Genomic DNA, 26,009 nt, shown 5'->3' with positions numbered 1-26,009 from the left:
GGCCCTTTCTCCTCATCTTCCCCGTGACGCATTTCGCCACGAGACGGAATTGGCACCTTCCCCACCGTGACCTCGCGGTCGGCGGGAGGGTTGCCGGGGCTTCAACGGGCCGTTCCCTCTGCCCCTCTGGATGAGCGGTATTCGATTGTCAGCGTGAGGACCCCCGACATGCGACGGTCATCCGCGTTGTTCAAGACTGTAACCGAAGGCCTGGACGGTTGAGATAGTCGTCCGAACCGCGAGATGAAGATCATGGCCCCTGCCGCTGGCGCGGCGTGGCACAACCAGGGAGTAACGAGCGTGCTGGAAGAGGTGGAGCGCTGGCTGAGCAGGCGTTCCTGGTCCGCGTCCGACCGGCCGCTGCACCAGCTCATCGCTGCCAAGCGCGGTACGACCGTCAGTGTCGTCCTGCCCGCGCTCGACGAGGAGGCGACGGTCGGCGAGATCGTCACCGTGATCCGGCGCGAGCTGATGGAAGCGGTGCCGCTCGTCGACGAGCTGGTCGTCATCGACTCGGGCTCGAGCGACCGTACGGCCGAGGTGGCCGCGGCGGCCGGCGCGCGGGTGGTGCACCGCGACGCGATACTGCCGCGGATACCGGCGGCCCCCGGCAAGGGCGAGGTGCTGTGGCGGTCGCTGATGGTGACCAGCGGCGACATCGTCTGCTTCATCGACGCGGACCTCAGGGACTTCTCGGCGGACTTCGTCTCCGGGATCGTGGGACCGCTGCTGACCGACCCCGAAGTGCAGTTCGTCAAAGCGATGTACGACCGGCCGCTGGGCGATGTGGCAGGTCAGGGCGGCCGGGTCACCGAGCTGGTGGCGCGCCCGCTGCTCAATCTGCACTGGCCGCAGCTGGCCGGGGTCGTCCAGCCGCTCGGCGGCGAGTACGCGGCGCGGCGCTCGCTCCTCGAGCGGCTGCCCTTCCCCGTCGGTTACGGAGTGGAGCTGGGCCTGCTCGTGGACGCGCTGCACACGGTAGGTCTTGACGCGCTGGCCCAGGTGGACGTCGGCTCGCGCAAGCACCGGCACCAGGACGGGCAGGCGCTGGGCCGGATGGCCGCGGCGATCTACCGTACGGCTCAACTGCGGCTGTCCCGGGGCCACTTGGTGCGGCCGGCACTCACGCAATTCGAGCGCGGCGAGGACGGTTTCGAACCGCGCACCTATCCGGTGGACACGGAGGAGCGGCCGCCGATGCGCGAGATCGGTGAGTACGCGGCGCGTCGCGCGGCATAACCACCACCGCTGTAGCGGTTTGTCCAACACTTCCTGCTTATGGCCTTCAGATGCAGTACGGGCGCTCCGCGCCGCAGTGCCGGGCTGCCGCGGTTCCTCGGGGCCCTGGCAGTCATCACCACCGTTCTGACCGCTGTGGTCATCCAGGGACAGGCGATGGCCGACACCGTCGCCCCGGCGAACCGGGGCGACCACAGCTCCGAGCGGCTGTGGCTCCTCGGCGGTCTGGCGCTGAGCCTGACCGCGGCCGGCGTGATCGCGGTCGCCGCCTCGCGCGGGCGCCGCGATCACTGAGGGGGCGCCGCAATCACCGGCCTGCTCCCGTGAATCACCAATCTGCCGACCTGCCCTTCGGCCGTACGCACGTTTGAGGGTTTGTGCGACGGGCTAGGTTTCGCCACATGGTCTCCGAGCACCCTGCTGCCCAGGTCCTCGTCGCGTCGAACCGCGGCCCGGTCTCGTACACGCTGCGCGAGGACGGCTCGCTCGACGCCAAGCGCGGCGGCGGCGGGCTGGTCTCCGGTCTCTCCGCCATCGGCTCCGAGGCGGACGCCCTGTGGGTGTGCGCCGCGCTGGGCGACGGCGACCGTGAGGCGGTACGGCGCGGGGTCGGCGAGGCCGGGGTGCTGATGCTCGACATCGACCCGGCCGTCCACTCCGACGCGTACAACGGCATCGCGAACTCCGTGCTCTGGTTCGTCCACCATCTGCTGTACCAGACGCCGGTGGAGCCGGTCTTCGACGATGAGTTCCGCCGCCAGTGGGCCTCGTATGAGACCTACAACCGGGCCTTCGCGGACGCGCTCGCCGCTCAGGCGGCTCCCGGTGCGGCGGTCCTGGTGCAGGACTACCACCTGGCGCTGGTACCCGGCATGCTCCGCGAGCTGCGCCCGGATCTGCGGATCGGGCACTTCTCGCACACGCCGTGGGCGCCCGTCGACTACTTCCGGATGCTGCCCGACGACATCGCCGAGCAGCTGCTGCGCGGCCTGCTCGGCGCGGACCGGACCTGTTTTCTCACCCGGCGGTGGGCGGACGCGTTCACGGCGTGCTGTACGGAGCTGCTGGGCGCGGACTCCCTGGAGGGCACCCGGATCGGGGTGCACGGGCTCGGCGCGGACGCGGACTTCCTGCGGGAGCGCGCGCACCGGCCGGATGTGGCGGAGCGGCTGGTGGCGCTGCGCGAAGAGATCGGCGGCACCCCGTCGGCGCCCCGGAAGACGATCGTCCGGGTGGACCGCACCGAGCTGTCCAAGAACATCGTGCGCGGCCTGCTCGCCTACCGGCAGCTGCTGGAGTCCCGTCCGGAGTGGCGGGAGCGGGTCGTCCATGTCGCCTTCGCCTACCCGTCCCGGCAGGACCTGGCGGTGTACCGCGACTACACGGCGGCGGTCCAGCGCCTCGCCGACGAGATCAACTCCGGCTACGGGACACCGACGTGGACCCCGGTCGTCCTCCATGTGAAGGACGACTTCGCACGCTCCCTGGCCGCGTACCGGCTGGCCGATGTGGCCCTGGTCAATCCGATCCGTGACGGCATGAACCTCGTCGCCAAGGAGATCCCGGTCGTCTCGGACAACGGCTGCGCGCTGGTGCTGTCGCGGGAGGCAGGGGCGTACGAGGAACTGGGCGAGGACGCGCTGGTGGTGAACCCGTACGACGTGACCGGCACCGCCGAGGCGCTCCACGAGGCGCTGACGATGCCGGACAACGAACGGGCCGGGCGCACCAAGCGGCTGGCGGCGGCGGCGACCGCGCTGCCGCCGCAGAAGTGGTTCCTGGACCAGCTACAGGCGCTGCGCGAGATCTGACAGAAACCCGACCACCGCCGCCGGGCCCGGCAGCAGCAGATCGGCCCGCTCCGCGAGCTCGGGGACCTCCTCGCTTCCGCTGCACACCAGCAGACCGGGGACGCCGTCCGCGCGGAGCTTCTCCACCGCGGCGAAAGCGGGCAGATCGCCGAGGTCGTCGCCGGCGTAGAGCACGGAACCGGCCTTCACCTCGCGTACGTACTCCTCGAGCGCCACGCCCTTGTCCATGCCGGGCGGGCGCAGCTCCAGGACCATACGGCCCGGCTCCACGATCAGGCCGTGGCGTGCGGCGAGTTCGGCGAGCGGTTCACGCAGGGCCTCGAAAGCCGCCTGCGGGTCGGACGCACGGCGGGTGTGGACGGCGACCGCCTGGCCCTTCTCCTCGATCCAGATGCCCTGCCAGGCGCCGATGCGGTCCAGGAATCCGGGGAGTTCGGCGCGGACGGCCGCGACGCCGGGGTGCGGGGCAGGCGTATGGACGGTGCCGGAGACGGCGTCCCAGCGCTCGGCGCCGTAGTGGCCGAGGACGACGAGGTGGTCGAGGCCCGGCACTCCGGCGAAGCCGCCGTACCGCACGGCGACACCGGCGGGGCGGCCGGTGATCACGGCGACGGACAGGACCCGCGGGGCGAGCGCGGCGAGCGCGGGGACCGCGCCCGGGTGGGCGCGGGCCTGGTCGGGGTCGGGCACGATCTCGGCGAGGGTGCCGTCGAAGTCGAGTCCGACGACGGTTTTCCCGGGCCTGGCGAGGATCGCGGCCAGACCTTCCCGGCCGGCGGGCGTCGACGGTGTCGGCAAGGGGTGCGCATACGGAGTGCTGCCCATCCCCCGACCCTATCGGCGACTTCGCCGGGCGTCTCTGACGCGACGCAGCCGGTTGACGGTCACGGGGTCGTGGGCCAGGGCGCGCTCGTCGTCGAGAAGGGCGTTGAGGAGCTGGTAGTAGCGGACCGGGGAGATGCCGAGCTGCTCGCGGATGGCCCGCTCCTTTGCGCCGGGTCCCGGCCAGGAGTGGTGCTCCATGGCCAGAACGGCACGGTCCCGCTCGGAGAGCGCCTCGTCGTGGGTCATACGATCCAACATATCCGCGCGACGAGGCCCACTGCCCGGCTGTCCGCGCACTCGGCCGCCCGGCTGCCCCGCTGCCCGGCTGCCCGCGCACTCGGCTGCCCGGTTGCCGGACCACTCGGCTGCGCGGTTGCCGGACCTCGGCTACTCGGCGTTCTCCGCGGCGGTGGCCGCCCGGCCGATCCGGCCGAGGACGGTCGCCGGGTCGCCGCCCGGCTCGACGGCCTTGCCTATGTTCCCCTTGATGTTCTCGCTGACCGAGGCCCACGACGTCTTGCCGACCGGCGGAAGCACCGAGGTGGGGAGCTCGTGGAGGAACTTCCTCAGCTCCAGGTGCTCCGGGTCCTTCTCCATCGCCTCGGACGCGGTGACCGTCGCCGGCAGCAGGGCATTCTGGCCGGCGAAGTCGAGGACGTTCTTGTCGCTGAAGACGAAGTCCAGGAACTTGCCGACCTCGACCCGGTGACCGTTCTGCTTGAAGCCCATGATCCAGTCGGCGACGCCCATCGCCGACTTGGCCTTGCCGTTCCTGCCGGGCAGCGCCACCTCGCCGACCTGGACGCCCGCCTTCTCCGCGGCCTGCATCAGCGAGGGGTGGCCGTTGAGCATGCCGACCTCGCCGCGGGTGAAGGCGGCGAACGCCTCCTTGCGGTTCAGCTTGGAGGGCGCGACCGGGCCGGTGAGCTTCTTCTCGACCAGGTTCTCCTTCAGCCAGGTGAAGGTGCTGATGTTCTGCGCGGAGTCGATCGCGTACTTGCCGACCGGGTCGATATAGCCGTCGCCGCCGCTGAGCAGCCACATCATGGTCTCGGCCTGGGCCTCTTCCGGACCGAGCGGCAGCGCGAAGGGGTACTTCGCGTCCGTGTTGGCCTTCAGCCTGACCGCGTCGTCCTTGAGGTCGTCCCAGGTCTTCGGGTCCTCCTTGATGCCGGCCTCTTTGAAGAGCTTCTTGTTGAAGAAGAGGAGCCGGGTGGAGGCGACGAACGGCAGACCGTACTGGACATGCCGGTGCTCGCCGGCGTCGACGAGCGGGGCGAGGAAGTTGGACTGCACGGGTACGGAGAGCAGTTGGTCGGCGCTGTAGAGCTTGTCGGCCGCGGCGTAGTCGGCGTACGCGCCGATCTGCGCGACGTCAGGGGCCTTGCCCGCCTTGACCATCTCGGCGACCTTGCGGTCGACGTCGTTCCAGGATTCGATCTGGACGTCGATCTTGATGCCGGGGTTCTTGGACTCGAACGCGGCGGCGAGATCCGCCCAGTACTTCTTGCTGCTCTGGCCGCCGGCCACGTCGTAGTCGGCCGCGACCAGCTTGAGCGTCACATCTCCGGAAGCGCTGGAGCTGCCACAGCCCGCGAGCGTCACCGTCATACCCAGCGCGGCGACTGCCGCGGTCAGACCCAAGAAGCGCTGCTGCACAGCTCTTCCCCACCCTCTGCCGTTGGTTGCCCGTCTTGTCCCAGACGGTCCCCCGCGACGTCTTCTGAGATGAGCTGCGATTTTCCCCCATCCGAGTGATGAGGTCTACTCCACTGGATATCACTTCCGCAACGCCTGGCCCACGGCGGAGGGGCATTGCCCGGGTGGGCCACGGCCTGCTAAGCACGTCACGGCACGAAGTGGTCGGTGCCGGTCCCGAGTTACGCGTACGTCACTAGGAGCCTTGCCGCATGTCCCGTACCGCAGCAGAGATTGCCACCCAGCCCGCCTGCTGGCGACGAGCGGCCGAGGCCGCCGCCGTCTTCGAGGGACTTCCGGCGCCGGGCGAGCGCGTCGCCGTCACCGGGTGCGGGACGTCCTGGTTCATGGCGATCGCGTACGCCGCGCTGCGGGAGGCGGCGGGACAGGGCGAGACGGACGCCTTCGCCTCCTCCGAGTTCCCGGCCGGCCGGTCCTACGACCGTGTCGTCGCGATCACCCGCTCCGGCACCACGACCGAGGTGCTCGACCTGCTGCGCGAACTGAAGGGCTCGGTGCCGACGCTGGCTCTGACCGCGGACCCGAAGACACCCGTGATGGAGGCGGCGGACGCGGTGGCGGTGCTGGACTGGGCGGACGAGGAGTCGGTCGTCCAGACCCGGTTCGCCACGACCGCGCTGGCGTTCCTGCGCGCGGGGCTCGGCGACATCCCCGGTCTGAAGTCGGTCACCGACGCGGCGGTCGACGCGGAGCTGGCGATCACGGAGCCGCTCGCGGACGCGGTGGTCGGCGCGGAGCAGTGGACGTTCCTGGGCCGCGGCTGGACGTACGGGCTGGCGCTCGAGGCGGGTCTGAAGATGCGCGAGGCGGCGGGTGCGTGGACGGAGTCGTACCCGGCGATGGAGTACCGCCACGGTCCGATCTCGATCACCGGTCCCGGCCGGGTGGCCTGGGTCTTCGGCGCGCTGCCGGAAGGCCTGTCGGTGGACGTGGCCCGGGTGGGCGGCACGCTGGTGGCCCGTCAGGAGACGGATCCGCTGGCGGACCTGATCCGTGCGCAGCGTCTCGCGGTGACGCTGGCCGAGTCGAAGGGCTACGACCCGGACCGCCCGCAGAACCTGACCCGCAGCGTGATTCTGGGCTGACGGGTCCGCGGGTCGCGGGTGCGGGTGCGGGTGCGGCTGCGCCTGCGGCGGGCCCTGTTCCCCTACCCGCCCCTTCCCGCTGTGTCGATGTGCGGCTCCGCCGCGTGGGGGGCTTCGCCCCAGACCCCGTATGCGACCTTCGGCCGCATGTCCTCAATCGCCGGACGGGCTTGAATTTCCGCCGGAGATCCAGTCCCGCCGGCGATTGAGGCGCGGGGTCCGGGGCAGGACCCCGGTCACTCCGCCGTTTGTATGACCGCGCAACAATCCGTCGTAGTGGACTAGACCTTTCTTGGGTGTACACGCCAGACTGTCCACGTGAGACACGTCATCGCCCTCGATGTGGGCGGCACCGGGATGAAAGCCGCCCTGGTCGGGGTGGACGGGACGCTGCTGTACGAGGCCCGCCGCGCGACCGGGCGCGAACGCGGGCCCGACGCCGTCGTCGAGACCATCCTCGGCTTCGCCGAGGAGCTACGCGCGTACGGCGCCGAGCACCTCGGCGAGAGCTCCCTCGCCGCCGGCGTCGCCGTACCCGGCATCGTCGACGCCGACCGCGGCATCGCCGTCTACGCCGCCAACCTCGGCTGGCGCGACGTACCCATGCGCGCCCTGCTCGCCGAACGCCTCGGCGGCGTACCGGTCGCGCTCGGCCACGACGTCAGGACCGGCGGCCTCGCCGAGGGCCGGATCGGGGCCGGCAAGGGCGCCGACCGGTTCCTGTTCGTGCCGCTCGGCACCGGGATCGCCGGCGCCATCGGCATCGCGGGATCCATCGAGGCCGGCGCCCACGGATACGCGGGCGAGATCGGCCATATCGTCGTACGCCCCGAAGGCCCCGACTGCGGCTGCGGCCAGCGCGGCTGCCTCGAGACGCTGGCCTCCGCCGCCGCGGTGACCAGGGCCTGGGCCGCCGCGTCCGGCGACCCGGACGCGGACGCCGCCGACTGCGCGAAGGCCGTCGCGTCCGGCGACGAACGGGCCGCACGGGTCTGGCACGACGCCGTCGACGCGCTCGCCGCCGGCCTGGTCACCGCGCTCACCCTGCTGGACCCCCGCACGCTGATCATCGGTGGCGGTCTCGCCGAGGCGGGGGAAACCTTGTTCACACCACTGCGGGCCGCGGTCGAGGAACGCGTCACGTTCCAGAAGCTGCCCGCGATCGTCCCGGCTGCCCTCGGGGACACCGCCGGATGCCTGGGCGCGGGGCTGCTCGCCTGGGATCTGCTCGCCACCGACTCGGAGGTAACCGCCTAATGGCCGCAAGCGCCGAAAGCACAGTTCTCGCGGGCGCCCGGGTGGTGCTGCCGACCGGGATCGTCGAGAACGGACGGCTCGTCGTCGCCGGCACGAAGATCGCCGGCGCCGCGCCGGCGGACGCGCCCGCCCGCGATCTGTCCGGCCACTGGCTCGTCCCCGGCTTCGTCGACATCCACAACCACGGCGGCGGCGGCGCCTCGTTCACCTCCGGCAGCGCCGAGGACGTGCTGAAGGGCGTACGCACCCACCGCGAGCACGGCACGACCACACTCGTCGCCTCCACCGTCACCGGCGAGATGGACTTCCTCGCCCAACGGGCCGGCTTCCTCTCCGAACTCGTCGAACAGGGCGACCTGGCCGGTATCCACTTCGAAGGCCCGTTCATCTCGCCGTGCCGCAAGGGCGCGCACAGCGAGGCGCTGCTGCGCGACCCCGACCCTGCCGAGGTGCGCAAGCTGATCGACGCCGCGCGCGGTACGGCGAAGATGGTCACCCTCGCCACCGAACTGCCCGGCGGCATCGACTCCGTACGCCTGCTCGCCGAGCACGGCGTGATCGCCGCGATCGGGCACACGGACGCGACGTACGAGCAGACCGTCGAGGCCATCGACGCGGGCGCGACCGTGGCGACCCACCTCTTCAACGCCATGCCCGCACTCGGGCACCGCGCGCCGGGACCGATCGCCGCGCTCCTCGAGGACGAGCGGATCACGGTCGAGTTGATCAACGACGGCACGCATCTGCACCCCGCCGCCCTGGAACTCGCCTTCCACCGCGCGGGCGCGGACCGGGTCGCGTTCATCACGGACGCCATGGACGCGGCGGGCTTCGGCGACGGCCGCTACCAGCTCGGCCCGCTCGCCGTCGACGTCAAGGACGGCGTCGCCCGGCTGGTGGAGGGCGGCTCGATCGCCGGCTCCACACTCACCCTGGACACCGCCTTCAAACGCGCGGCCACGATCGACAAGCTGCCGGTGGAGGACATCGTCCGGGCCATCTCGGCCAATCCTGCGAAGCTGCTCGGCGCATACGACACGGTCGGCTCGCTGGAGCCGGGCAAGGACGCCGACCTGGTGGTCCTCGACGCGGAGTTCACGCTCAAGGGGGTCATGCGCAAGGGCGAATGGCTGGTTGAGCCCCAAGTTGGGTGATTTCTGCGCAAGTTACGGCAAGGTGGTTGGCTCGGGGGTCTGGGCCAACCGTCTTCCGTTTGGCATGATCAGGTCCCGTACGAGCATGGCACGCGCATTCTCCGGGGGGTGTTACGGGTGATCCTGACGGTCACGCTCAACACCGCTCTCGACATCACCTACAGAGTGGGCTCGCTGGTCCCGCACGCCAGTCACCGCGTCAGCGAGGTCCGCGAACGCCCCGGCGGCAAGGGCCTCAACGTCGCCCGCGTGCTCGCCGCACTGGGACACGAGACGGTGGTCACGGGCTTCGCGGGCGGCTCCACCGGAGCCGTACTGCGCGATCTGCTGGCCCCTCTCGCACCGCATGACGCGCTCGTCCCGACCGCCGGAACCACGCGCCGCACCATCGCCGTCGTGGACGACACCAGCGGCGACACGACCCAGCTGAACGAGCCGGGCCCGACGGTGACCGCCGAGGAGTGGGCCATGTTCCTCTCCTCGTACGCCTCCCTCCTGCGGGACGCCGAAGCCGTCGCCCTGTGCGGCAGCCTGCCGCCCGGCATCCATGTCGGCGCATACGCCGAACTGGTCCGCCGCGCCCGCAGCGCGGACGTCCCCGTACTCCTCGACACCAGCGGCGAGCCACTGCGCCGCGGCATCGCCGCCCGTCCCGACCTCGTCAAACCCAACGCGGACGAGCTCGCGCAGCTCACCGGCTCCCGCGATCCACTGCGCGCCACCCGCGACGCCCGCCGCCGCGGCGCGCACACGGTGGTCGCCTCGCTCGGCGCGGACGGCGTGCTGGCGGCCACTCCTGACGGCGTCTGGCAGGCGATCCCGCCGACGTCTGTGAAGGGCAACCCGACGGGAGCGGGCGACTCGGCGGTGGCCGGACTGCTCTCCGGGCTCGTGGAACGGCTCCCGTGGCCGGACCGGCTGTCCCGGGCCGTGGCCCTGTCGGCGGCGACCGTACTGGCTCCCGCGGCGGGCGAGTACGACGCCGGGGCGTACGAGGATCTGCTGCCGCGCATAGCGGTGACCGAGCGCGCGGCCGCGGCGTGAGGACACGCGGGCTCGGCGTGAGAGCACGCGGGCTCGGCGTGAGAGCACGCGGGCTCGGCGTGAGAGCACGCGGGCTCGGCGTGAGAGCACGCGGGCTCGGCGTGACGGCGCGCGGGCGGCAGCTGCCGGGCGGCCCCGAGGCCGGTCGCCCCCGGTCCGACTCGACGCCGCAGCACCGGCGCCCCGGCACGCCGACACCATCGTGCCGCGGCGGCAACTCTCCGGGCGTGTGCGCCCGACTCCGCACAAACGGGCTCAGCCGCCCGGGAATTGGGATGCACCATGCCACTCGTCACCACTGGTGAACTCGTCGCGGCCGCCGCGGCCGACGGCCGCGGCATCGCCGCCTTCAACGTCATCACCCTGGAGCACGCCGAGGCGATCGCCGCCGGCGCCGAGCAGGCCGGCACACCCGCGATCCTGCAGATCTCCGAGAACGCCGTGAAGTTCCACGGCGGCCGGCTCTCCGCGATCGCCGCCGCCGCGGCCTCCGTGGCCCACGCGTCCACCACGCCGCTCGCCCTCCACCTGGACCATGTCGTCTCGGTGGACCTGCTGCGGTCGGCGGACGACGAGGGCTTCAGCTCGGTGATGTTCGACGCCTCGAAGCTGCCGTACGACGAGAACGTCAGGGCCACGGCGGACGCGGTGCGCTGGGGCCACGAGCGCGGCATCTGGATCGAGGCGGAACTGGGCAAGGTCGGCGGCAAGGAGGGTGAGGCCCCGCTCGACGCCCACGCCCCGGGCGTCCGTACGGATCCGGCCGAGGCGGCGGCCTACGTGGCCGCCACGGGCGTGGACGCGCTGGCGGTGGCGGTCGGCTCCTCGCACGCGATGACGGAGCGCACGGCGGCCCTGGACCACGCTCTGATCGGCCGGCTACGGGACGCGGTGCCGGTGCCGCTCGTCCTGCACGGCTCATCCGGCGTCCCGGACGAGGAAATCCGCGCGGCGGTCACCTCCGGCATGACCAAGATCAACGTCGGCACGGCACTGAACACGGCGTTCACCGGCGCGGTGCGGGCGTTCCTGGAGGCGAACCCGCAGGCGGTGGACCCCCGGAAATACCTCGTCCCGGCTCGCGAGGCGATGACCGGGACGGTGGCGGGCTTCCTGGAGCTGCTGTGACGATCCGGGCCGAGGCCCGGACTCACAGCGCGGCTGGGCTGAGGGTGCTCAGAGCTCCCCGTCGCTGACCTGGAGCCAGTCGAGTATGGCGTTGCACTGATTGCCGTTCTCGCACGAGATCTTGATCTCGTTCTCACCCTTCTTGAGGTTCACCGGCGCCCAAGTGGTCTGCCAGTTCTTCTCCCAGTTCGGGTCCGTGGACTTGACGAAGTTCTTCAGGCCCAGCGGGTTGCTGTTCGCCTTGCCGTTCACAGTCAGGGTGGCGTTGGCGTCCACGGCCGGGATGGCGTAGCGCACGTACAGCCGGTACTCCTTGGCCTCGGCGACGTTCGCCTTCCAGGTGACCGAGGCGCCCACCGCGTTGAAGCCGGTCACAAACGCGCCGTCGGTGCCTTCCGCGCCCTTGATGTCCTTCGCCAGCGCCGCCGGCGCCCCGAGCTGCAGCGTCGCCGCGTCCTGCTTCGGCAGCTCCGCCGGCTTGTCCGACGCGGACGGCTGCTCGCTGGGCTTCACGGACTCGCCCGCGGTCGCGCCGCCGTTGCCGCCCGGCCTGCCGCCCGCCTTCTTGTCCTCGTCGCCGCCCGTCAGGAGCGCCGCGCCGATGCCGATCACGACGACCGCGACGACCGCGATCGCGCCGATCAGCAAGCCCTTGGTGTTGGGGCCGCCACTGCGGCCGCCGCCGTGGCCCGTGCCCTGCTGCGGAACCGTGCGGGTGGTGGCGCCGCCGGGGTAGGTCTCGGGCGCCGCGTACTGCGCGGTCGGCTGGCCCTGGGCCTGGCCCTGCGGCTGACCGTACGCATACTGCTGCGGGACCTGCTGGCCGTACTGGCGCTCGCCGACCGTCCGGACCTGGTTGTACGAGGTTCTGGGGACGCCGGGCTGCGCGGCGGGACCCGGGTAGCCGTAGCCGCGGCCCTGGCCGGGCGGTGTCGCGCCTGCTGCCCGTCCGTCCTCGTACAGGTAGCCGAACGGATCGTCGTCCTCGGGCGTGCTCGCGCCGTTGTTCGCGGCCGTCATCCCAGTCACTCCTCACCATGTCGTCAGCACATCGCCGACGCGGGCGAGCCTACCCGGTTCGGAGCAACCGAAAGGGTGGCGTAGACCTCAGCCCGCCCGCCTGTGCACCTTCGCGCGGGACCGCTTCTCGATGTACATCCGCTGGTCCGCGGATTGCAAGACCTCCTCGACGGACATCCCGCAGCTCGCCCAGCCGATACCGAAGCTGGCCCCGACGCGGACCCCGCGACCGCCGACCCGGATCGGCAGGATGATCGCGTTCCGCAGGCGTACGGCCAGGTCGGCGGCGTCCGCCGAGCCCAGGCCGTCGGCGAGAACGACGAACTCGTCACCGCCGAGCCGGGCCACTGTGTCCCCGTCCCGTACGCCCGTGGTGAGCCGCCGCGCCACCTCGACCAGCACGGCGTCGCCCGTCTGGTGCCCGAAGCGGTCGTTGATCGACTTGAATCCGTCCAGGTCGCAGAAGAGGACCGCGAGGCCCTTCGTCCCGTCGTCGGTCTCTCCGTCCGGCGCGACGGAGTGGACATGGTGGTTGTACGGGCCGCCGACCGAGTCGGTGTCGAAGCGCTCGCTGCGGAAAATGTGCTCACCGTCACCGGCGTACGCGGCGTCCAGAGCCTCGATGGCCGACTCCCGCTCCGCGTACGGCCGCTCGCACAGCCGGGAGCTGAGCCGGGCCCGCAGCTCGGCGCTGTTGGGCAGGCCGGTGAGCGAGTCGTGCGAGGCGCGGTGGGCGAGCGCCAGCTCATGGCGCTTGCGCTCCTCGATGTCCTCGACGTGCGTCAGCAGAAAGCGCGGCCCGTCGGCGGTGTCCGCGACGACGGAGTTGCGCAGCGAGACCCAGACGTACGTCCCGTCCCGTCTGCCGAGACGCAGCTCGGCACGGCCGCCCTCGGCGGACGTACGCAGCAGAGTGCCGACATCCTCGGGATGGACGAGATCGGCGAAGGAGTAGCGGCGCATCGCGGAGGCGGGACGGCCGAGCAGCCGGCACAGGGCGTCGTTGGTGCGCAGCAGCCGGCCGTGCTGGTCGCCGCCCATCTCGGCGATGGCCATACCGCTGGGCGCGTACTCGAAGGCCTGCCGGAAGGACTCCTCGCTGGCGCGCAGGGCCTGCTGCTCGCGCTCGAGGCGGACCAGGGCGCGCTGCATATTTGCTCGCAGCCGGGCGTTGCTGATCGCAATGGCCGCCTGGGAGGCGTACATCTGGAGCGCTTCCTGGCCCCAGGCTCCCGGCCTGCGGCCATTGCGCGGCCGGTCGACGGATATGACACCGAGGAGTTCGCGGCCGCCGCCCGATGCGTACATGGGGGCGTAGAGGCGGTCCTGCGGGTGCCACTCGTCCTCGAAGCGGGGATCGGGGCCCTCGGTGTGCCACTGCGGTACGTCGTCCTCGATGAGGACCCAGCCCTCGGTGTGCGGTATGAAACGCAGCTCGCCCCAGGCCTCGCCCATGGAGAGCCGGCGTTCCCAGGAGGGGCGGGAGCCGACCCGCCCGGTGATCAGGGCTTCCGCGGCGGCACTGCCGGCGAACGCGGCGACGACGAGATCACCGTCGGGACGAACGAGATTGACGCAGGCCAGCTCGTAGCCGAGTCCTGCGACGATGCCGTCGGCGACGGTCTGCAGAGTGTCGGCCAAGCTCCGGGCCGTGTTGAGGTCCGCGACGGCCTGATGCAGCTGCCGCAGGGTCGCAAGACGGACGTAGGGCTCCGACTCGGTCTCCATTGCTCGCTCTCCCCGAGACCTCGACAGCAAACTCCAGGGTTCTCATCAGCGTTCTTGTTGCGGTATCACGGCCACTGAATCACAGCGAGCTGCCCACTCGGTACACAGGGTCAACAAATACCGCACTCTGTGACTCAAGTCACATCAGGTGATGAAAAGTTGCGCGGCCGAGTGGGAGCGCTCCATCGCTTTCTTGAACGCAAATCCGGTGCGCGGGTCCTAGGACTCGACTGGTCCCAAGGCCCGATGCGGGCGACGGACGGCCGAGACTAGCGTTCCTCGTGTGTTGCAGACGACCCCCACTCCCGCCGCTGTTGCCATCCCCCATGCTGAGGGGGTGAGCAACGAGGAATTCCGCGCAGCCATGTCCCGGCTGGCCGCGGGTGTGGTGCTGGTGACCGCGAACGACGCCGACTACGGACCGCACGGAGAGGACGTCGGCATGACCGCGACGGCGTTCATGTCGGTGTCGCTGGACCCGCCCCTGGTACTGGTGAGTCTGCGCAACGGCTCACGCATGGACGACCTGCTGGCGGAACAGCCGCTGTGGGGCGTCTCGGTGCTCTCGGAGAGCCAGCGGCACATCGCCGGACGCTTCGCCATGAAGGGGCGGGTCAGCGACCGGCTGCTGTTCGAGGACATCCCGTACACGAGGGGCGAGGTGTGCGGGTCGCTGCTGGTGCGGGGCGCGCTCGCGACGCTGGAGTGCCGTACCGAGCAGCGGATCGAGGCGGGCGACCACACGCTGGTGATCGGCCGGGTGCTGAAGGCCGGCCTGGAGAGCTCGGACGGCGGCCCACTGACGTACTTCAAGGGCCGCTACCACCAGCTTGGTTGAGCAACACTGAGCCCCGCCGACGATTGAGCGAACCCAAGCCCCGCCGGCGATTGAGGCGCCGGGCCCAGGGCGGAGCCCAACAACAAGCCCCGCCGGCGATTGAGGCGCCGGGCCCGGGGCGGAGCCCCGGCAAGAGGCCGCGCGCTACCAGTCCCTGCCCGTGCGCCCGCGCTTCGTCTCCGCCCGCTGCTTCTTCTCCCGCAGCCGCCGCTCGTTGATACCGCGCGGAATCTTCGTCGCCCGACGCGGCCGCGGCGGAGGCGCCGTCGCCTCCGCGAGCAGCGAGGCGAGCCGGACCGCGGCCGTCTCACGGTTGCGCCACTGCGAGCGGTGCTCCGACGCGCGTACGGCAATCACCCCGCCGACCAGCCGCCCCGCGAGCCGCTCCAGCGCGCGCTCCTTCCACACCGGCGGCAGCGCCTCGGTCTTGGCGAGGTCGAAACGGAGCTCCACCTGCGAGTCGCTGGTGTTGACGTGCTGCCCACCGGGCCCCGACGACCTCGAGAAACGCCACATGAGCTCGGCCTCCGGCAGGAAGACCGAACCGCGGATGCTGTGCTTACCCGGGGGACGCCCCCCGGACCCCCGATGGGGCTGGGTCCCGGACATAAGTCCATGGTCGCGTGCGGCGCCGTCCACGTCACCCGCTTTTCCACCGGACAGCGCCAGGCACCGCAGGCAGGCGCAGGTAAAAAGAACAAACGCGGGTGGAACCTGGCAGTCCCCTGCCTGCGTTATGAGGTGTGACGGTAACTTCGGGAGGGCTCGAAGCCCGCACAGTCGATCACGAAGGGGACTTCCCAATGGCAGTAAGCCTGTCCAAGGGCGGCAACGTCTCGCTCACCAAGGAGGCACCGGGCCTGACCGCCGTCACGGTCGGCCTCGGCTGGGACGTCCGCACCACCACCGGCACCGACTTCGACCTCGACGCCTCCGCGATCGGTGTGAACCCCGGCGGCAAGGTGGCCTCCGACGCCCACTTCGTCTTCTTCAACAACAAGGCCACACCGGACCAGACCATCGTCCACACCGGTGACAACCGCACCGGCGAGGGCGGCGGCGACGACGAGCAGATCAACGTCAACCTGGCGGGTCTGCCCGCCGACGTCGACAAGATCGTCTTCCCGGTCTCGATCTACGACGCCGTCACCCGCAGCCAGAACTTCGGCCAGGTGCGGAACGCCTACATCCGTATCGTCAACCAGGCCGGCGGCGCCGAGCTCGCCCGCTACGACCTGAGCGAGGACGCCGCCACCGAGACCGCGATGGTCTTCGGCGAGCTGTACCGCAACGGCGCGGAGTGGAAGTTCCGCGCCGTCGGACAGGGTTACGCCTCGGGCCTCGAGGGCATCGCCCGCGACTTCGGCGTCAACCTCTGACGTACGCGCTGCACACAGGAGCCCCGGGCCGTCGGCCCGGGGCTCCTGCCGTTGTCACGGCGTCGCCGGCTTGTCCTTGCCGTACAGCCAGGTGTCCCAGAGCTCGGTCAGATCCTTGCCGGACTTCTTCTCGACGTACTCGGTGAAGTCGGCGGTGGAGGCGTTGGAGTGGCGGTGCGCCGCCGCCCAGCCCTTCACGATGTCGAAGAAGACTTCTTCGCCGACCGCCTGACGGATCTTGTGCAGGACCATCGCGCCGCGGTGGTACACCGGGGCGTCCGAAACCTCCGCCCCGGAGGGCGGAACGGCCGGCGGGAAGGCCCAGTTGGCCTCCTCGGCGAAGGCCTCGTCAAAGCTCTTCCGGGCCGGGGTGTCGTGGTAGTCCTCGAGCCAGATCCACTCCGCGTACTGGGCGAAGCCTTCGTTGAGCCACATGTCCTTCCAGGACTTGGGCGACACGGAATCGCCGAACCACTGGTGCGCCACCTCATGGACGAGGAGCGTCTCGACATCGAGCTCGTTCTCGCCCGGGTCCAGGGGGAGGACCGGCCTGGTCTGCGTCTCCAGGGCGTAGTCGGCAGCGGCCCCCGGCACGACGATCGCACCGGTGGAGGAGAAGGGATACGGGCCGAAGTTCTCCTCCCCCCACTCCGTCATCTCGGGGATCCGGGCGAGGACCTTGGTGCTTTCGCCGGGCACGGCCCGGTTGACGGCGGTGAGTACGGGGAGACCGGACGGCGTACGCGACTTCGTCAGCCGGTAGTCGCCGACGGCGAGCGTGACGAGGTAGCTCGCCATGGGCTGCTTCGACGTCCAGCGGAAGGTGGAACGCCCGTCGGTGGTGCTCGGGGGCGCCTTCAACTCGCCGTTGGAGATGGCCTGCAGCTTTGCGGGGACGGTGACGGTGATGTCGTACGTGGCCTTGTCGCTCGGGTGGTTGTTACTGGGGAACCAGGCCATCGACCCGATGGGCTGGCCCAGCGCGAGCGCGCCGTCAGCGGTCTTCAGCCAGCCCTCCCGTGGCTTCCCGGTGTCCTTGTCGGCGCCCTTGTCGACGATCGTCTTCGGGACGCCGGAGTAACGGACGACGGCGCGGAAGGTCGTGCCCTTGTCGAGGTCGCGGTGCGGCCGCAGCGTCAGCTCGTCGCCCGCCCGGTTGGCAGCGGCCGCCTTGCCGTCGACGGTGGCGCCCGTGACCGTCATCCCGTGGAAGTCGAGGTTGAAGGCGCTCAGATCCTGAGTGGCGCGGGCGGTGATCTCGGCGGTGCCGTCGAGGCGGCCCGTCTTCGGGTCGTAGCCCAGCGTCAGGGCGTAGTGCTGGACGTCATAACCGCCGTTGCCGAGCTTGGGGAAGAGCGGATCACCCCTGCCCGCGGCGCCCGGCTTTCCGCGCACGCCCGCCTCGGCGTAGGTACAGCCCGCGAGGAGAAGCAGGGCGACGACGGGCGTCAGGGTGCGTACGAGAGTTCGCAGGTCCACCTTTTTGATCCTATCCGGGGCGGATTTCAGCCGCTTGTGCGCAGGAGGGCCGCCCGGTCCTCGTCGCCGGGCCCCGGCCGCCGGCCGCGTCCTGGACCGTCTGCGGGCACGGGCCGGCCGCCCCCGTCGACACGAGGGCAGGCGAGGTGGCGGTGGCGAAGGAGCGGCGGCTCCTCCCCCTCGCCGGTCGCCTCCCCCGTGCGGCGGAGGCGGTCCGCCCCGAACGCCGACGCGGCTTCGCCGTGTCCACGGCCAGTCTGTTCTCCATGACGACAGCGAACGTGACCTCGGCGACCGTGACCACACACACCGCCCCTGCGCCCCGCTGGGCCCGCCGGACCGCACATGTCATCGCGCTCTGCGCCGTCCCCTCCGGACTGTGGCGACTCGCGATGGCCTCCGGCATCTACGTGGGCTACAGCGACGAGATCCTGCGCGACAAGTTCGGCATCCCCGGCTGGGGCATCGCGTACGTCATCGGCCTGGCCGTCCTCCAGGAGTGCGCCGCCCTGCTCCCCCTCCTGCTCGTCACCGACCGGTGGCGGCTCCCCCGCCCGAAGACCGTCGCCATCACGGCCGCCGCCGCCTCGGCCTTCGCGACGCTGCTGGCCCTGAGCCAGGTGGTGGTCCACTTCACCGTCGAGAGCCAGACCTACATGTCCGGCACGGCGAACACCGTGACGGGTTTCTGCTACGCCCCGCTCTTTGTCATCGGCCCGCTGCTCGCTGCCGTGACCTGGTCGTACTGGAAGCGGCACCGGGCATGACACCATCGAGCACGTGCTCGACATCGGCTACTCCCTCTCCCGCCGTTTCCCAGACCCCCCGCAGACCGACTACCGGTGCGCGGACGTCCAGGCGCTGCGCCACGACCTCTTCTGCGGCGACGTCTACCTCGCGGACACCAAGGAGGACCGCGAGGTGTCCACAGCCTGGGGATGGGTCCCGGTGCTGGACTTCGCCTGGGCGCTGTGCGACATCGTCGAGCAACTCGACCGCGACCCGCTCGGCAGCCGCGCCGCGAAGCCCCAGTACGCCGAGCTGGACTTCACCGAATCGGCCGACCGGATGCTCTTCGAGCGGCGCTTCGGCTGGGTGGACGTGGAAGCCGACTGGATGCCCGGCGACGAACCGCCCCTCACCTTCAACCACACCGAGCTGCGCCGCGAAGCCCGCGACTTCCTGCACGACCTGATCGCGGACCTCTCCGACATGCACGAGGGTCTCGACGACAACCCGGTGGTCTGGGACCTCCAGGCACGCTTCCCCCGCCTCTAGTACTCCAACTGTGCTGAGGCAACGGGGCCGCAGTACTAACTCTCCACCCGCACTCCGATCTGCGCCGCGAACGCCGGTGCCAGATCCAGCAGTTGGGCCGGGCTGATCACCGCACCCGCCAGCCGGTCCACGCCCCGCGCGATGTCCAGCTCGGCGACCGTCCGCAGATCGACGTCCTTCAGCTGCGCCGCGCTGAAGTCCGCCCGCCGCAGCACACAGTCCCGGAACTCCACCCGTTCCAGCTGCGCACCCCCGAAGTCCGGCTCCGACAGCACACATCCCTCGAAGACGACGTCCTTGAGCCTGCCCTTCCGCAGATTCAGGTAGTCGATCTTCCCGCCGCGGATCAGCACCCGCTCCAGTACGGCTCCGTGCAGCTGCACCCCGCCCAGCCGCGCGTCCGTCACCTCCACATCGCGCAGCGAAGCGCCCGCCAGATCAGTGCCCACACCTCGTATGCCACTGAGCACGGAGTCGACGAAGCGGGCGTTCAGCAGCTCCGCCTCGTCCAGGCCGCACCCGCGCAGCGCACAGTCGATGAAGCGCGCGCCACGCCCCGACTGCCCCGTGAGGTCCACATCCTGGAACTCCAGGCCGTCGTAGTCGCCGTCCGGCTCCAGCCCGCCGCCGTCGTACGGAACGAGCGGCGGCAGCCGCACCTCCGGCCGCTGCGCTGTCCGCGATCTCTCCGGTTTCCGTGCCATGGCCCCATGGTGCCCCCTCCCACTGACAACGCCCGGATGAGCCGCCTTGACCTCAAGCGCGCTTGAGGTTGGAGGGTGTTGCCCATAGCCACGGAGTCACCGACCACGGAGTCACCGACCACACAGCTCAGGGGGAGCCCGCCATGCACGCCATCCGCCTCCACGCCTTCGGCCCCGCCGAGAACCTCACCTACGAGCGGACCGAAGACCCCGTCCCCGCCCCGGGCCAGGTACGGATCGCCGTCGCCGCGGCCGGCGTCCACCTCCTCGACACCGCCCTGCGCGAAGGCATACAAGGCCCCTACCCCACCCCCGCCGAGCTGCCCACCATCCCCGGCCGCGAGGTCGCCGGCATCGTCGAGTCCCTCGGCGAGGGCACGGACACCAGCTGGCTCGGCAAGCGCGTCGTCGCCCACATCGGCATGGCCCCCGGCGGCTACGCCGAACTCACCGTCGTCGACGCCGCCAAACTCCACGAAATCCCCGGTGACCTGGACGAAGCCGAAGCCGTCGCCATGATCGGCACCGGCCGTACGACCATGGGCATCCTGCAATTCACCGATCTCGGCCCCGACGACATCGCGATCGTCACGGCCGCGGCCGGCGGCATCGGCACCCTCCTCGTCCAGTACGCGAAGAACGCCGGCGCCCTCGTCATCGGCCTCGCCGGCGGCCCCGCCAAGGTCTCCCTGGTCGCCGAGAACGGCGCCGACCTCGCCGTCGACTACAAACAGGACAACTGGGCCGGCCAGGTCCGCGACCACCTCGGCGACCGCCGCGCCACCGTGCTCTTCGACTCGGTCGGCGGCGCCACCGCGCTCGCCGCCGTCGACCTTCTCGGCAAAGGCGGCAAGCACATCGTCTTCGGCTGGTCCGGCGAAGGCCTCCACGACGGCGCCCCGCTCACCTTCACCGACGAGGAACTGGCCGAGCGCGGCATCACCTCCGAAGGCGTACTCGGCCCGGTGATGCTCCAGAAGGCGGGCGGCAACGTACGCGCCCTGGAAGAACGCTCCCTCGCCGAGGCCGCATCCGGCCGCCTCCGCCCCGCCCTACAGCGCTTCCCGCTCGCCGACGCCGCGGCCGCCCACCGCGCCCTGGAAACCCGTGGCACGGTCGGCAAGGTCGTCCTCATCCCCCGGACGGCATCCAGCTGACCGGCTGGACAGTCAGACGACCGGACAGCTGGACGGCTGGACGGCTGGACGGCTGCACGGCCGGCCGGCCGGCCCCCAGCGACGCCAGCGCCCCGTCGGTCAGCCGGTACACCGTCCACTCGTCCTGCGGCCTCGCCCCCAGCGACCGGTAGAAGTTGATCGACGGGGTGTTCCAGTTCAGCACGGACCATTCAAGTCGCTCATAGCCGCGCTCCACACAGATCCGCGCCAGCTCCGTCAGCAGCGCCTTGCCGTAACCGCCGCCTCGCAGCCCGGGCCGTACATACAGATCCTCCAGATAGATGCCGTGCACCCCGCGCCATGTCGAAAAGTTCAGGAACCACAGCGTGAAGCCCGCCACCTCGCCTTCCGCAGTCTCCGCGACATGCGCGAAGGCGGCGGGCCGCTCGCCGAACAGCGCCTCGTGCAGCTGCTCCTCGCTCGCCCTGGCCTCGTCCAAGGCCTTCTCGTACTCGGCAAGTTCACGGACCATACGGTGGATCTCAGGGACATCATCAGGCGTGGCGATACGAATCATGAGGTCAGAGTGCCCGCCGACCGGGCTACCGTGCCAACAGATTCCGACCGATGGACACCTGCTCCGCCTGAAGCCGCGTCTCCCCGTCCTGCACATGCCACAGGCTGTTCTGCAACACACGCCCCCACGAGGACGACCGTGGGCGAGGACCACCGCCGCGTACGACCATGGGAGCCATGGGGTGGGCGCCCGATCAGCCACCCGGTCCTGCGAGTACCCTCCCGCCACACGCACTCGAGCTGAGCAGCAGGGGCATCATGAGCACGAACACCGTCAACGGCGGCATATCGTTCTGGTACGCACAGGAGGGCACCCCCCTCCCCAGGGAGCCCCTCCCCGGCGACACCACCGCGGACATCTGCATCGTCGGCGGCGGATACACCGGTCTCTGGACGGCCTACTACCTCAAAAAGGCCGTCCCCTTCCTCAACATCACCGTCCTCGAAGGCAAGTTCTGCGGCTACGGAGCCTCCGGCCGCAACGGCGGCTGGCTCTACAACGGCATCGCCGGCCGCGACCGCTACGCCAAGCTCCACGGCCACGACGCCGCCGTCCGCCTCCAGCAGGCCATGAACGACACCGTCGACGAGGTCGTACGCGTCGCCGCGGAAGAAGAGATCGACGCCGACATCCACAAAGGCGGCGTCCTCGAAGTCGCCCACACCCCCGCCCAGCTGACCCGCCTCAAAGCCTTCCACGCCGTCGAAATCGCCTTCGGCGAGAAGGACCGCGTACTGCTCGGCGCCCGCGAGACCGCCGAGCGCGTACGCGTCACCGGCGCCGTCGCCTCCACCTGGACCCCGCACGGCGCACGCCTGCACCCCGTGAAACTGGTCAAGGGACTCGCGGCAGCCGTCGAAGCCCTTGGCGTCACCATCCACGAGTCGACCCCCGTCACGGAGATCAAGCCAAAGCACGCGATCACCCCGTACGGCACGGTCCGCGCCCCGTACATCCTGCGCTGCACCGAAGGCTTCACGGCCAACCTCAAGGGCCAGAAGCGCGCCTGGCTCCCCATGAACTCCTCCATGATCGCGACCGAGCCCCTCCCCCAGTCCGTCTGGGACACGATCGGATGGGACGGCCGCGAAGCGCTCGGCGACATGGCACACGCCTACATGTACGCCCAGCGCACCGCCGACGACCGGATCGCACTCGGCGGCCGCGGCGTCCCCTACCGCTACGGCTCCCGCACCGACAACGACGGCCGCACCCAGCCCGCCACCATCGAAGCACTGCGCGACATCATGGTCCGCTTCTTCCCCACAACGGCAGGCGCCCGTATCGACCACGCCTGGTCCGGCGTCCTCGGCGTCCCCCGCGACTGGTGTGCCACTGTCACCCTGGACCGCTCCACCGGCCTCGGCTGGGCCGGCGGCTACGTCGGCTCGGGCGTCGCCACCACCAACCTCGCCGCCCGCACCCTGCGCGACCTGATCCAACAGGACTCGGGCCAGGCAGGCCCCACCGAACTCACGGCGCTCCCCTGGGTGAACCACAAGGTCCGCAGATGGGAACCGGAGCCGCTGCGCTGGCTGGGCGTACAGGGCATGTACGCGGCCTACCGCGGCGCAGACCGCCGCGAGGCGACGGCCAGGACGGCGGAAACCGACCGCATCGCACAGATCGCGAACCGGATCTCGGGCCGCCACTGATGCCCCCGGCCGACAGCACTCGGCAGCAGCCCCGGGAATGACAAAGCCCAGGCCGGCGAATCGCCGGCCTGGGCAGCTGAGCCCCCTGTCGGATTCGAACCGACGACCTACGCATTACAAGTGCGTTGCTCTGGCCAGCTGAGCTAAGGAGGCGCGTCCGAGCAGTCTAACCGGACCGGTCACGCGCTCCGGTCGAATATTTCATCGCCGTTCAGCTGCTGACAGAACGGGGCATGCCAGGTAGCGTCTCGGCAGGTCCACGTGTGTGGACCAGACCACTCCCTTACTCGGATCGTCCGGCACGTTCCTGCCGGTGAAGGAGAAGCATCACCATGGCCACTGTCACATTCGACAAGGCGACCCGGGTCTACCCGGGCTCCACCAAGCCCGCCGTCGACCAGCTCGAGATCGAGACCGAGGACGGCGAGTTCCTCGTCCTTGTCGGACCCTCCGGCTGCGGCAAGTCGACCTCCCTGCGCATGCTCGCAGGTCTCGAGGACGTCAACGCCGGCTCAATACGCATCGGTGACCGCGACGTCACGCACCTGCCGCCCAAGGACCGGGACATCGCCATGGTGTTCCAGAACTACGCGCTCTACCCGCACATGTCCGTCGCCGACAACATGGGCTTCGCGCTCAAGATCGCCGGCGTCAACAAGAGCGAGATCCGCAAGAAGGTCGAAGAGGCCGCGAAGATCCTCGACCTCACCGAGTACCTGGACCGCAAGCCCAAGGCGCTCTCCGGTGGTCAGCGCCAGCGTGTCGCCATGGGCCGCGCCATCGTGCGTGAGCCGCAGGTCTTCCTCATGGACGAGCCGCTGTCGAACCTCGACGCCAAGCTCCGTGTCTCGACCCGTACGCAGATCGCGAGTCTGCAGCGCCGTCTCGGCATCACCACGGTGTACGTCACTCACGACCAGGTCGAGGCCATGACCATGGGTGACCGGGTGGCGGTACTCAAGGACGGGCTGCTTCAGCAGGTCGACTCGCCGCGCAACATGTACGACCGTCCGGCCAACCTCTTTGTCGCCGGGTTCATCGGCTCGCCGGCCATGAACCTCGTCGAGGTTCCGATCACCGACGGCGGCGTGAAGTTCGGCAACAGCGTCGTACCGGTCTCCCGTGAGGCCCTGTCCGCGGCCGCCGACAAGGGTGACACCACGGTCACGGTCGGTGTCCGGCCCGAGCACTTCGACGTGGTCGAGCTGAACGGTTCCGCGGCCAAGTCCCTCTCCAAGGACAGTGAGGACGCTCCGGCCGGTCTCGCCGTCTCCGTCAATGTCGTCGAGGAGCTCGGCGCCGACGGTTACGTCTACGGTTCCGCCCAGGTCGGCGGCGAGCACAAGGACCTCGTGGTCCGTGTCGGCGGGCGTTCCGTACCGGACAAGGGTGCCGAGCTGCACGTCGTGCCGCGGCCGGGCGAGATCCACGTCTTCTCGACCTCGACGGGCGAGCGCCTCAGCGGCTGACCGAGTAGCGACTGACCGAGTCCGGCGTCACCGCCAATTCGGTGGAACGGCTCCGCAGTTACCTGCGGAGCCGTTCCGCTGCCAGGGCAGGCGTGTCGACAAATACCCCGGCAGATCCGCCATTTCGATCCTGTTCGTCAACACCGATTCGAAAAGCATCGTCGAACGATCCCTCGCCAGAGTGACTAAATGTCGCCAAATCATCACTGCCCGCTACGCTCGCTCGCGTGACCCACACAGCCCGCCGAATCGGCCGCACTCTTGCCCTCGTTCTGCCCGTCGTCCTGGTGCTCTCCGGAACCCTCGCGGTCACCAGCGTGCCGTGGGCAGGGCGCAACACCGAGTCGCAGATTCTCACCGCGTCCTCGCGGAACGTCTCCGTGCGCGCCAAGTCCCGCTCGCCGCAGGACGTTCTGCGCGACCGACTGCTCGCCGAACTCCAGGAGAAGAACCCGAGCATCGCGCTCACCCACCTCCAGCGCGAGGTCGAGGAGCGTCCGTCGCTCGCCAGGCACTGCATGTCGCTCGCCCGTGCCCTCGGACGCGCCGCCGTGGACCGCTACGGCCCCACTCGCGCCCAGACGTTCTCCCGTCCCGTCTGCGACACCTCCTTCGCCACCGGCGTCTCGCAGCAGACCCAGGGCAGCTGACCGCACGAGCTGAGCCGGGAGCTGGCCGCGGGGCCGCCGCCCACGGCGCATATCGTTCACGGCATGCATACGCCTACGTATCCGACGCAGGCCGTGGTCCTGGCGGGCGGCCAGGGCTCGCGGCTGCGCCCGTACACCGATGACCGCCCCAAGCCGATGGTCGAGATTCCCGGAACCGGGACCCCGATCATCGGCCATCAGCTTGCCTGGCTGGCCGCCGAGGGCGTGACGGACGCCGTCGTCTCCTGCGGTCATCTCGCCGAGGTTCTCCAGACGTGGCTGGAGACCGCGGAGCTGCCGCTGCGTGTCACCACCGTCGTCGAGACGGAGCCGCTGGGCCGCGGCGGAGGCCTCAAGTACGCCGCCGCTCATCTGCCGCACCCGGACCAGCCCTGGTACGCCACCAACGGCGACATCTGGACCCGTTTCTCGCTGCGCGACATGGCCGCCTTCCACGCGGAGCGCGACGCCATCGCCACGCTCGCCCTCGCCCGCCCCCGGATCCCCTGGGGAGCCGTCGAGACGGACGCCTTCGGCCACATCACGGACTTCATCGAGTCTCCGCCGTCGCCGTATCTGATCAACGCGGGTGTGTACGTCTTCTCCGCGGCCTTCACCGCGCTCCTCCCCGACCGGGGTGACCACGAGCGCACCACGTTCCCGCGTCTCGCCCGTGAGCAGCGGCTGGCCGGCTTTCCGCTGCCGAACGGCGCGTACTGGCGGGCGATCGACACCGCGAAGGATCTCACCGAGGCCGCCAAGGAGCTTGCTGCGCAAGCGCGTTGACCGACCTCGGCGAGATGCACGAGGTGCACGAGATACGCGACGAGAGGGGCGGCCACCGGACTTCGG

At 70.4% G+C, this 26,009-nt stretch carries 25 protein-coding genes, 1 tRNA gene, 1 pseudogene and 1 riboswitch; of the genes and pseudogenes, 17 read left to right on the top strand and 10 right to left on the bottom strand.

The window, feature by feature from the left end:
• Window positions 1-9: 9 nt before the first annotated feature.
• Window positions 10-137, bottom strand: a riboswitch (SAM riboswitch).
• A gap of 163 nt (window positions 138-300) precedes the next feature.
• From ACFWDI_RS00135 to ACFWDI_RS00125, 3 genes are all read left to right on the top strand, one after another.
• A complete protein-coding gene (locus ACFWDI_RS00135) occupies window positions 301-1,239 on the top strand; it encodes a glucosyl-3-phosphoglycerate synthase (RefSeq protein ID WP_385300821.1) in 939 nt (312 codons plus the stop codon).
• Between the two features lie 39 nt (window positions 1,240-1,278).
• The gene (locus tag ACFWDI_RS00130; protein WP_385300403.1) at window positions 1,279-1,533 is read left to right on the top strand and encodes a hypothetical protein; all 255 of its coding nucleotides are present in this window, start codon (window positions 1,279-1,281) and stop codon (window positions 1,531-1,533) included.
• A gap of 107 nt (window positions 1,534-1,640) precedes the next feature.
• Window positions 1,641-3,050 carry a trehalose-6-phosphate synthase gene (locus ACFWDI_RS00125; RefSeq protein WP_385300402.1) on the top strand — a complete coding sequence of 470 codons (1,410 nt, stop codon included), beginning with the start codon at window positions 1,641-1,643 and terminating at the stop codon, window positions 3,048-3,050.
• On the opposite strand, the gene otsB is transcribed toward ACFWDI_RS00125, so the two are convergent.
• From otsB to ACFWDI_RS00110, 3 genes are all read right to left on the bottom strand, one after another.
• On the bottom strand, window positions 3,027-3,875 hold the full coding sequence (otsB, locus tag ACFWDI_RS00120) for a trehalose-phosphatase (RefSeq protein ID WP_385300401.1): 849 nt from the start codon (window positions 3,873-3,875) through the stop codon (window positions 3,027-3,029). The genes ACFWDI_RS00125 and otsB overlap by 24 nt on opposite strands.
• Window positions 3,876-3,884: 9 nt before the next feature.
• Complete coding sequence (locus tag ACFWDI_RS00115; RefSeq protein WP_385300400.1) at window positions 3,885-4,121, bottom strand: DUF3263 domain-containing protein; 237 nt, start codon at window positions 4,119-4,121, stop codon at window positions 3,885-3,887.
• A gap of 141 nt (window positions 4,122-4,262) precedes the next feature.
• Window positions 4,263-5,486: an ABC transporter substrate-binding protein gene (locus ACFWDI_RS00110; RefSeq protein ID WP_385300820.1), complete on the bottom strand. Its 1,224-nt coding sequence runs from the start codon at window positions 5,484-5,486 to the stop codon at window positions 4,263-4,265.
• Between the two features lie 299 nt (window positions 5,487-5,785).
• Between ACFWDI_RS00110 and ACFWDI_RS00105 the strand changes: the two genes are divergently transcribed.
• The 5 genes from ACFWDI_RS00105 to ACFWDI_RS00085 all read left to right on the top strand — a co-directional run bounded on the left by ACFWDI_RS00105 (window position 5,786) and on the right by ACFWDI_RS00085 (window position 11,262).
• Window positions 5,786-6,679 (top strand): sugar isomerase, encoded by an 894-nt coding sequence (locus ACFWDI_RS00105; RefSeq protein WP_362681874.1) that lies wholly within the window; start codon window positions 5,786-5,788, stop codon window positions 6,677-6,679.
• Between the two features lie 318 nt (window positions 6,680-6,997).
• Window positions 6,998-7,936, top strand: coding sequence for an ROK family protein (locus ACFWDI_RS00100; RefSeq protein ID WP_385300399.1), 939 nt, complete (start codon window positions 6,998-7,000; stop codon window positions 7,934-7,936).
• Window positions 7,936-9,090 carry an N-acetylglucosamine-6-phosphate deacetylase gene (gene nagA / locus ACFWDI_RS00095; protein WP_385300398.1) on the top strand — a complete coding sequence of 385 codons (1,155 nt, stop codon included), beginning with the start codon at window positions 7,936-7,938 and terminating at the stop codon, window positions 9,088-9,090. The genes ACFWDI_RS00100 and nagA overlap by 1 nt, the downstream gene beginning before the upstream one ends.
• 117 nt (window positions 9,091-9,207) lie before the next feature.
• On the top strand, window positions 9,208-10,134 hold the full coding sequence (locus ACFWDI_RS00090; RefSeq protein ID WP_385300397.1) for a 1-phosphofructokinase family hexose kinase: 927 nt from the start codon (window positions 9,208-9,210) through the stop codon (window positions 10,132-10,134).
• Window positions 10,135-10,416: 282 nt separating this feature from the next.
• Complete coding sequence (locus tag ACFWDI_RS00085; protein WP_385300396.1) at window positions 10,417-11,262, top strand: ketose-bisphosphate aldolase; 846 nt, start codon at window positions 10,417-10,419, stop codon at window positions 11,260-11,262.
• 48 nt (window positions 11,263-11,310) lie between these two features.
• Here the strand turns inward: ACFWDI_RS00085 and ACFWDI_RS00080 are convergent, their stop codons facing one another.
• Complete coding sequence (locus ACFWDI_RS00080; RefSeq protein WP_385300395.1) at window positions 11,311-12,282, bottom strand: CBM35 domain-containing protein; 972 nt, start codon at window positions 12,280-12,282, stop codon at window positions 11,311-11,313.
• A gap of 87 nt (window positions 12,283-12,369) precedes the next feature.
• Window positions 12,370-14,010: a diguanylate cyclase CdgB gene (cdgB, locus tag ACFWDI_RS00075; protein WP_385300394.1), complete on the bottom strand. Its 1,641-nt coding sequence runs from the start codon at window positions 14,008-14,010 to the stop codon at window positions 12,370-12,372.
• Window positions 14,011-14,347: 337 nt separating this feature from the next.
• On the opposite strand from cdgB, the gene ACFWDI_RS00070 reads away from it, so the two are divergent.
• Window positions 14,348-14,848: a flavin reductase family protein gene (locus ACFWDI_RS00070; RefSeq protein WP_385300393.1), complete on the top strand. Its 501-nt coding sequence runs from the start codon at window positions 14,348-14,350 to the stop codon at window positions 14,846-14,848.
• A gap of 144 nt (window positions 14,849-14,992) precedes the next feature.
• Here ACFWDI_RS00070 and arfB read toward each other — a convergent pair whose 3' ends face one another.
• Complete coding sequence (arfB, locus tag ACFWDI_RS00065; RefSeq protein ID WP_327324444.1) at window positions 14,993-15,457, bottom strand: alternative ribosome rescue aminoacyl-tRNA hydrolase ArfB; 465 nt, start codon at window positions 15,455-15,457, stop codon at window positions 14,993-14,995.
• A 194-nt stretch (window positions 15,458-15,651) separates the two neighbouring features.
• Between arfB and ACFWDI_RS00060 the strand changes: the two genes are divergently transcribed.
• On the top strand, window positions 15,652-16,227 hold the full coding sequence (locus ACFWDI_RS00060) for a TerD family protein (protein WP_266547139.1): 576 nt from the start codon (window positions 15,652-15,654) through the stop codon (window positions 16,225-16,227).
• A gap of 54 nt (window positions 16,228-16,281) precedes the next feature.
• Here the strand turns inward: ACFWDI_RS00060 and ACFWDI_RS00055 are convergent, their stop codons facing one another.
• The gene (locus ACFWDI_RS00055) at window positions 16,282-17,700 is read right to left on the bottom strand and encodes a M1 family metallopeptidase (protein WP_385300819.1); all 1,419 of its coding nucleotides are present in this window, start codon (window positions 17,698-17,700) and stop codon (window positions 16,282-16,284) included.
• Between the two features lie 272 nt (window positions 17,701-17,972).
• On the opposite strand from ACFWDI_RS00055, the gene ACFWDI_RS00050 reads away from it, so the two are divergent.
• Together ACFWDI_RS00050 and ACFWDI_RS00045 are read left to right on the top strand one after the other, a co-directional pair.
• Window positions 17,973-18,473, top strand: coding sequence for a hypothetical protein (locus ACFWDI_RS00050; protein WP_385300392.1), 501 nt, complete (start codon window positions 17,973-17,975; stop codon window positions 18,471-18,473).
• A gap of 13 nt (window positions 18,474-18,486) precedes the next feature.
• Window positions 18,487-18,984: a hypothetical protein gene (locus ACFWDI_RS00045; protein ID WP_385300391.1), complete on the top strand. Its 498-nt coding sequence runs from the start codon at window positions 18,487-18,489 to the stop codon at window positions 18,982-18,984.
• Between the two features lie 35 nt (window positions 18,985-19,019).
• Here the strand turns inward: ACFWDI_RS00045 and ACFWDI_RS00040 are convergent, their stop codons facing one another.
• Complete coding sequence (locus tag ACFWDI_RS00040) at window positions 19,020-19,688, bottom strand: pentapeptide repeat-containing protein (protein ID WP_385300390.1); 669 nt, start codon at window positions 19,686-19,688, stop codon at window positions 19,020-19,022.
• A 143-nt stretch (window positions 19,689-19,831) separates the two neighbouring features.
• Here ACFWDI_RS00040 and ACFWDI_RS00035 point away from each other — a divergent pair, with 143 nt between their 5' ends.
• A complete protein-coding gene (locus ACFWDI_RS00035; RefSeq protein ID WP_385300389.1) occupies window positions 19,832-20,845 on the top strand; it encodes a zinc-binding dehydrogenase in 1,014 nt (337 codons plus the stop codon).
• A gap of 70 nt (window positions 20,846-20,915) precedes the next feature.
• Here ACFWDI_RS00035 and ACFWDI_RS00030 read toward each other — a convergent pair.
• A pseudogene (locus ACFWDI_RS00030) lies at window positions 20,916-21,383 on the bottom strand (GNAT family N-acetyltransferase); the annotation flags it as partial.
• A gap of 257 nt (window positions 21,384-21,640) precedes the next feature.
• On the opposite strand from ACFWDI_RS00030, the gene ACFWDI_RS00025 reads away from it, so the two are divergent.
• The gene (locus ACFWDI_RS00025) at window positions 21,641-23,038 is read left to right on the top strand and encodes an NAD(P)/FAD-dependent oxidoreductase (RefSeq protein WP_385300388.1); all 1,398 of its coding nucleotides are present in this window, start codon (window positions 21,641-21,643) and stop codon (window positions 23,036-23,038) included.
• A gap of 79 nt (window positions 23,039-23,117) precedes the next feature.
• Here the strand turns inward: ACFWDI_RS00025 and ACFWDI_RS00020 are convergent.
• Window positions 23,118-23,191 (bottom strand) — tRNA-Thr (locus ACFWDI_RS00020).
• A gap of 179 nt (window positions 23,192-23,370) precedes the next feature.
• Here ACFWDI_RS00020 and ACFWDI_RS00015 point away from each other — a divergent pair.
• The 3 genes from ACFWDI_RS00015 to ACFWDI_RS00005 all read left to right on the top strand — a co-directional run bounded on the left by ACFWDI_RS00015 (window position 23,371) and on the right by ACFWDI_RS00005 (window position 25,943).
• Entirely contained in the window at window positions 23,371-24,507 is a 1,137-nt protein-coding gene (locus tag ACFWDI_RS00015; RefSeq protein ID WP_327324451.1) for a sn-glycerol-3-phosphate ABC transporter ATP-binding protein UgpC, read from the top strand.
• A 227-nt stretch (window positions 24,508-24,734) separates the two neighbouring features.
• The gene (locus tag ACFWDI_RS00010; protein WP_385300387.1) at window positions 24,735-25,157 is read left to right on the top strand and encodes a hypothetical protein; all 423 of its coding nucleotides are present in this window, start codon (window positions 24,735-24,737) and stop codon (window positions 25,155-25,157) included.
• A gap of 63 nt (window positions 25,158-25,220) precedes the next feature.
• Entirely contained in the window at window positions 25,221-25,943 is a 723-nt protein-coding gene (locus ACFWDI_RS00005) for a nucleotidyltransferase family protein (protein ID WP_362681918.1), read from the top strand.
• The last annotated feature ends 66 nt before the right edge of the window (window positions 25,944-26,009 follow it).

The sequence above is a fragment of the Streptomyces sp. NPDC060064 genome (assembly GCF_042736455.1).
Taxonomy (GTDB): Bacteria; Actinomycetota; Actinomycetes; order Streptomycetales; family Streptomycetaceae; genus Streptomyces.
Note: the sequence above shows the minus strand (reverse complement) of the source record. Positions and strands in the feature narration are given on the sequence as shown.

Coding starts and splice junctions, on each gene's coding strand:
- ACFWDI_RS00125 (WP_385300402.1), top strand. CDS start 1,641: ATGGTCTCCGAGCACCCTGCTGCCCAGGTCCTCGTCGCGTCGAACCGC.
- ACFWDI_RS00040 (WP_385300390.1), bottom strand. CDS start 19,688: ATGGCACGGAAACCGGAGAGATCGCGGACAGCGCAGCGGCCGGAGGTG.
- cdgB (WP_385300394.1), bottom strand. CDS start 14,010: ATGGAGACCGAGTCGGAGCCCTACGTCCGTCTTGCGACCCTGCGGCAG.
- ACFWDI_RS00060 (WP_266547139.1), top strand. CDS start 15,652: ATGGCAGTAAGCCTGTCCAAGGGCGGCAACGTCTCGCTCACCAAGGAG.
- ACFWDI_RS00130 (WP_385300403.1), top strand. CDS start 1,279: ATGGCCTTCAGATGCAGTACGGGCGCTCCGCGCCGCAGTGCCGGGCTG.
- ACFWDI_RS00035 (WP_385300389.1), top strand. CDS start 19,832: ATGCACGCCATCCGCCTCCACGCCTTCGGCCCCGCCGAGAACCTCACC.
- arfB (WP_327324444.1), bottom strand. CDS start 15,457: ATGTCCGGGACCCAGCCCCATCGGGGGTCCGGGGGGCGTCCCCCGGGT.
- ACFWDI_RS00115 (WP_385300400.1), bottom strand. CDS start 4,121: ATGACCCACGACGAGGCGCTCTCCGAGCGGGACCGTGCCGTTCTGGCC.
- nagA (WP_385300398.1), top strand. CDS start 7,936: ATGGCCGCAAGCGCCGAAAGCACAGTTCTCGCGGGCGCCCGGGTGGTG.
- ACFWDI_RS00085 (WP_385300396.1), top strand. CDS start 10,417: ATGCCACTCGTCACCACTGGTGAACTCGTCGCGGCCGCCGCGGCCGAC.
- ACFWDI_RS00110 (WP_385300820.1), bottom strand. CDS start 5,486: ATGACGGTGACGCTCGCGGGCTGTGGCAGCTCCAGCGCTTCCGGAGAT.
- ACFWDI_RS00005 (WP_362681918.1), top strand. CDS start 25,221: ATGCATACGCCTACGTATCCGACGCAGGCCGTGGTCCTGGCGGGCGGC.
- otsB (WP_385300401.1), bottom strand. CDS start 3,875: ATGGGCAGCACTCCGTATGCGCACCCCTTGCCGACACCGTCGACGCCC.
- ACFWDI_RS00080 (WP_385300395.1), bottom strand. CDS start 12,282: ATGACGGCCGCGAACAACGGCGCGAGCACGCCCGAGGACGACGATCCG.
- ACFWDI_RS00050 (WP_385300392.1), top strand. CDS start 17,973: ATGACGACAGCGAACGTGACCTCGGCGACCGTGACCACACACACCGCC.
- ACFWDI_RS00015 (WP_327324451.1), top strand. CDS start 23,371: ATGGCCACTGTCACATTCGACAAGGCGACCCGGGTCTACCCGGGCTCC.
- ACFWDI_RS00105 (WP_362681874.1), top strand. CDS start 5,786: ATGTCCCGTACCGCAGCAGAGATTGCCACCCAGCCCGCCTGCTGGCGA.
- ACFWDI_RS00025 (WP_385300388.1), top strand. CDS start 21,641: ATGAGCACGAACACCGTCAACGGCGGCATATCGTTCTGGTACGCACAG.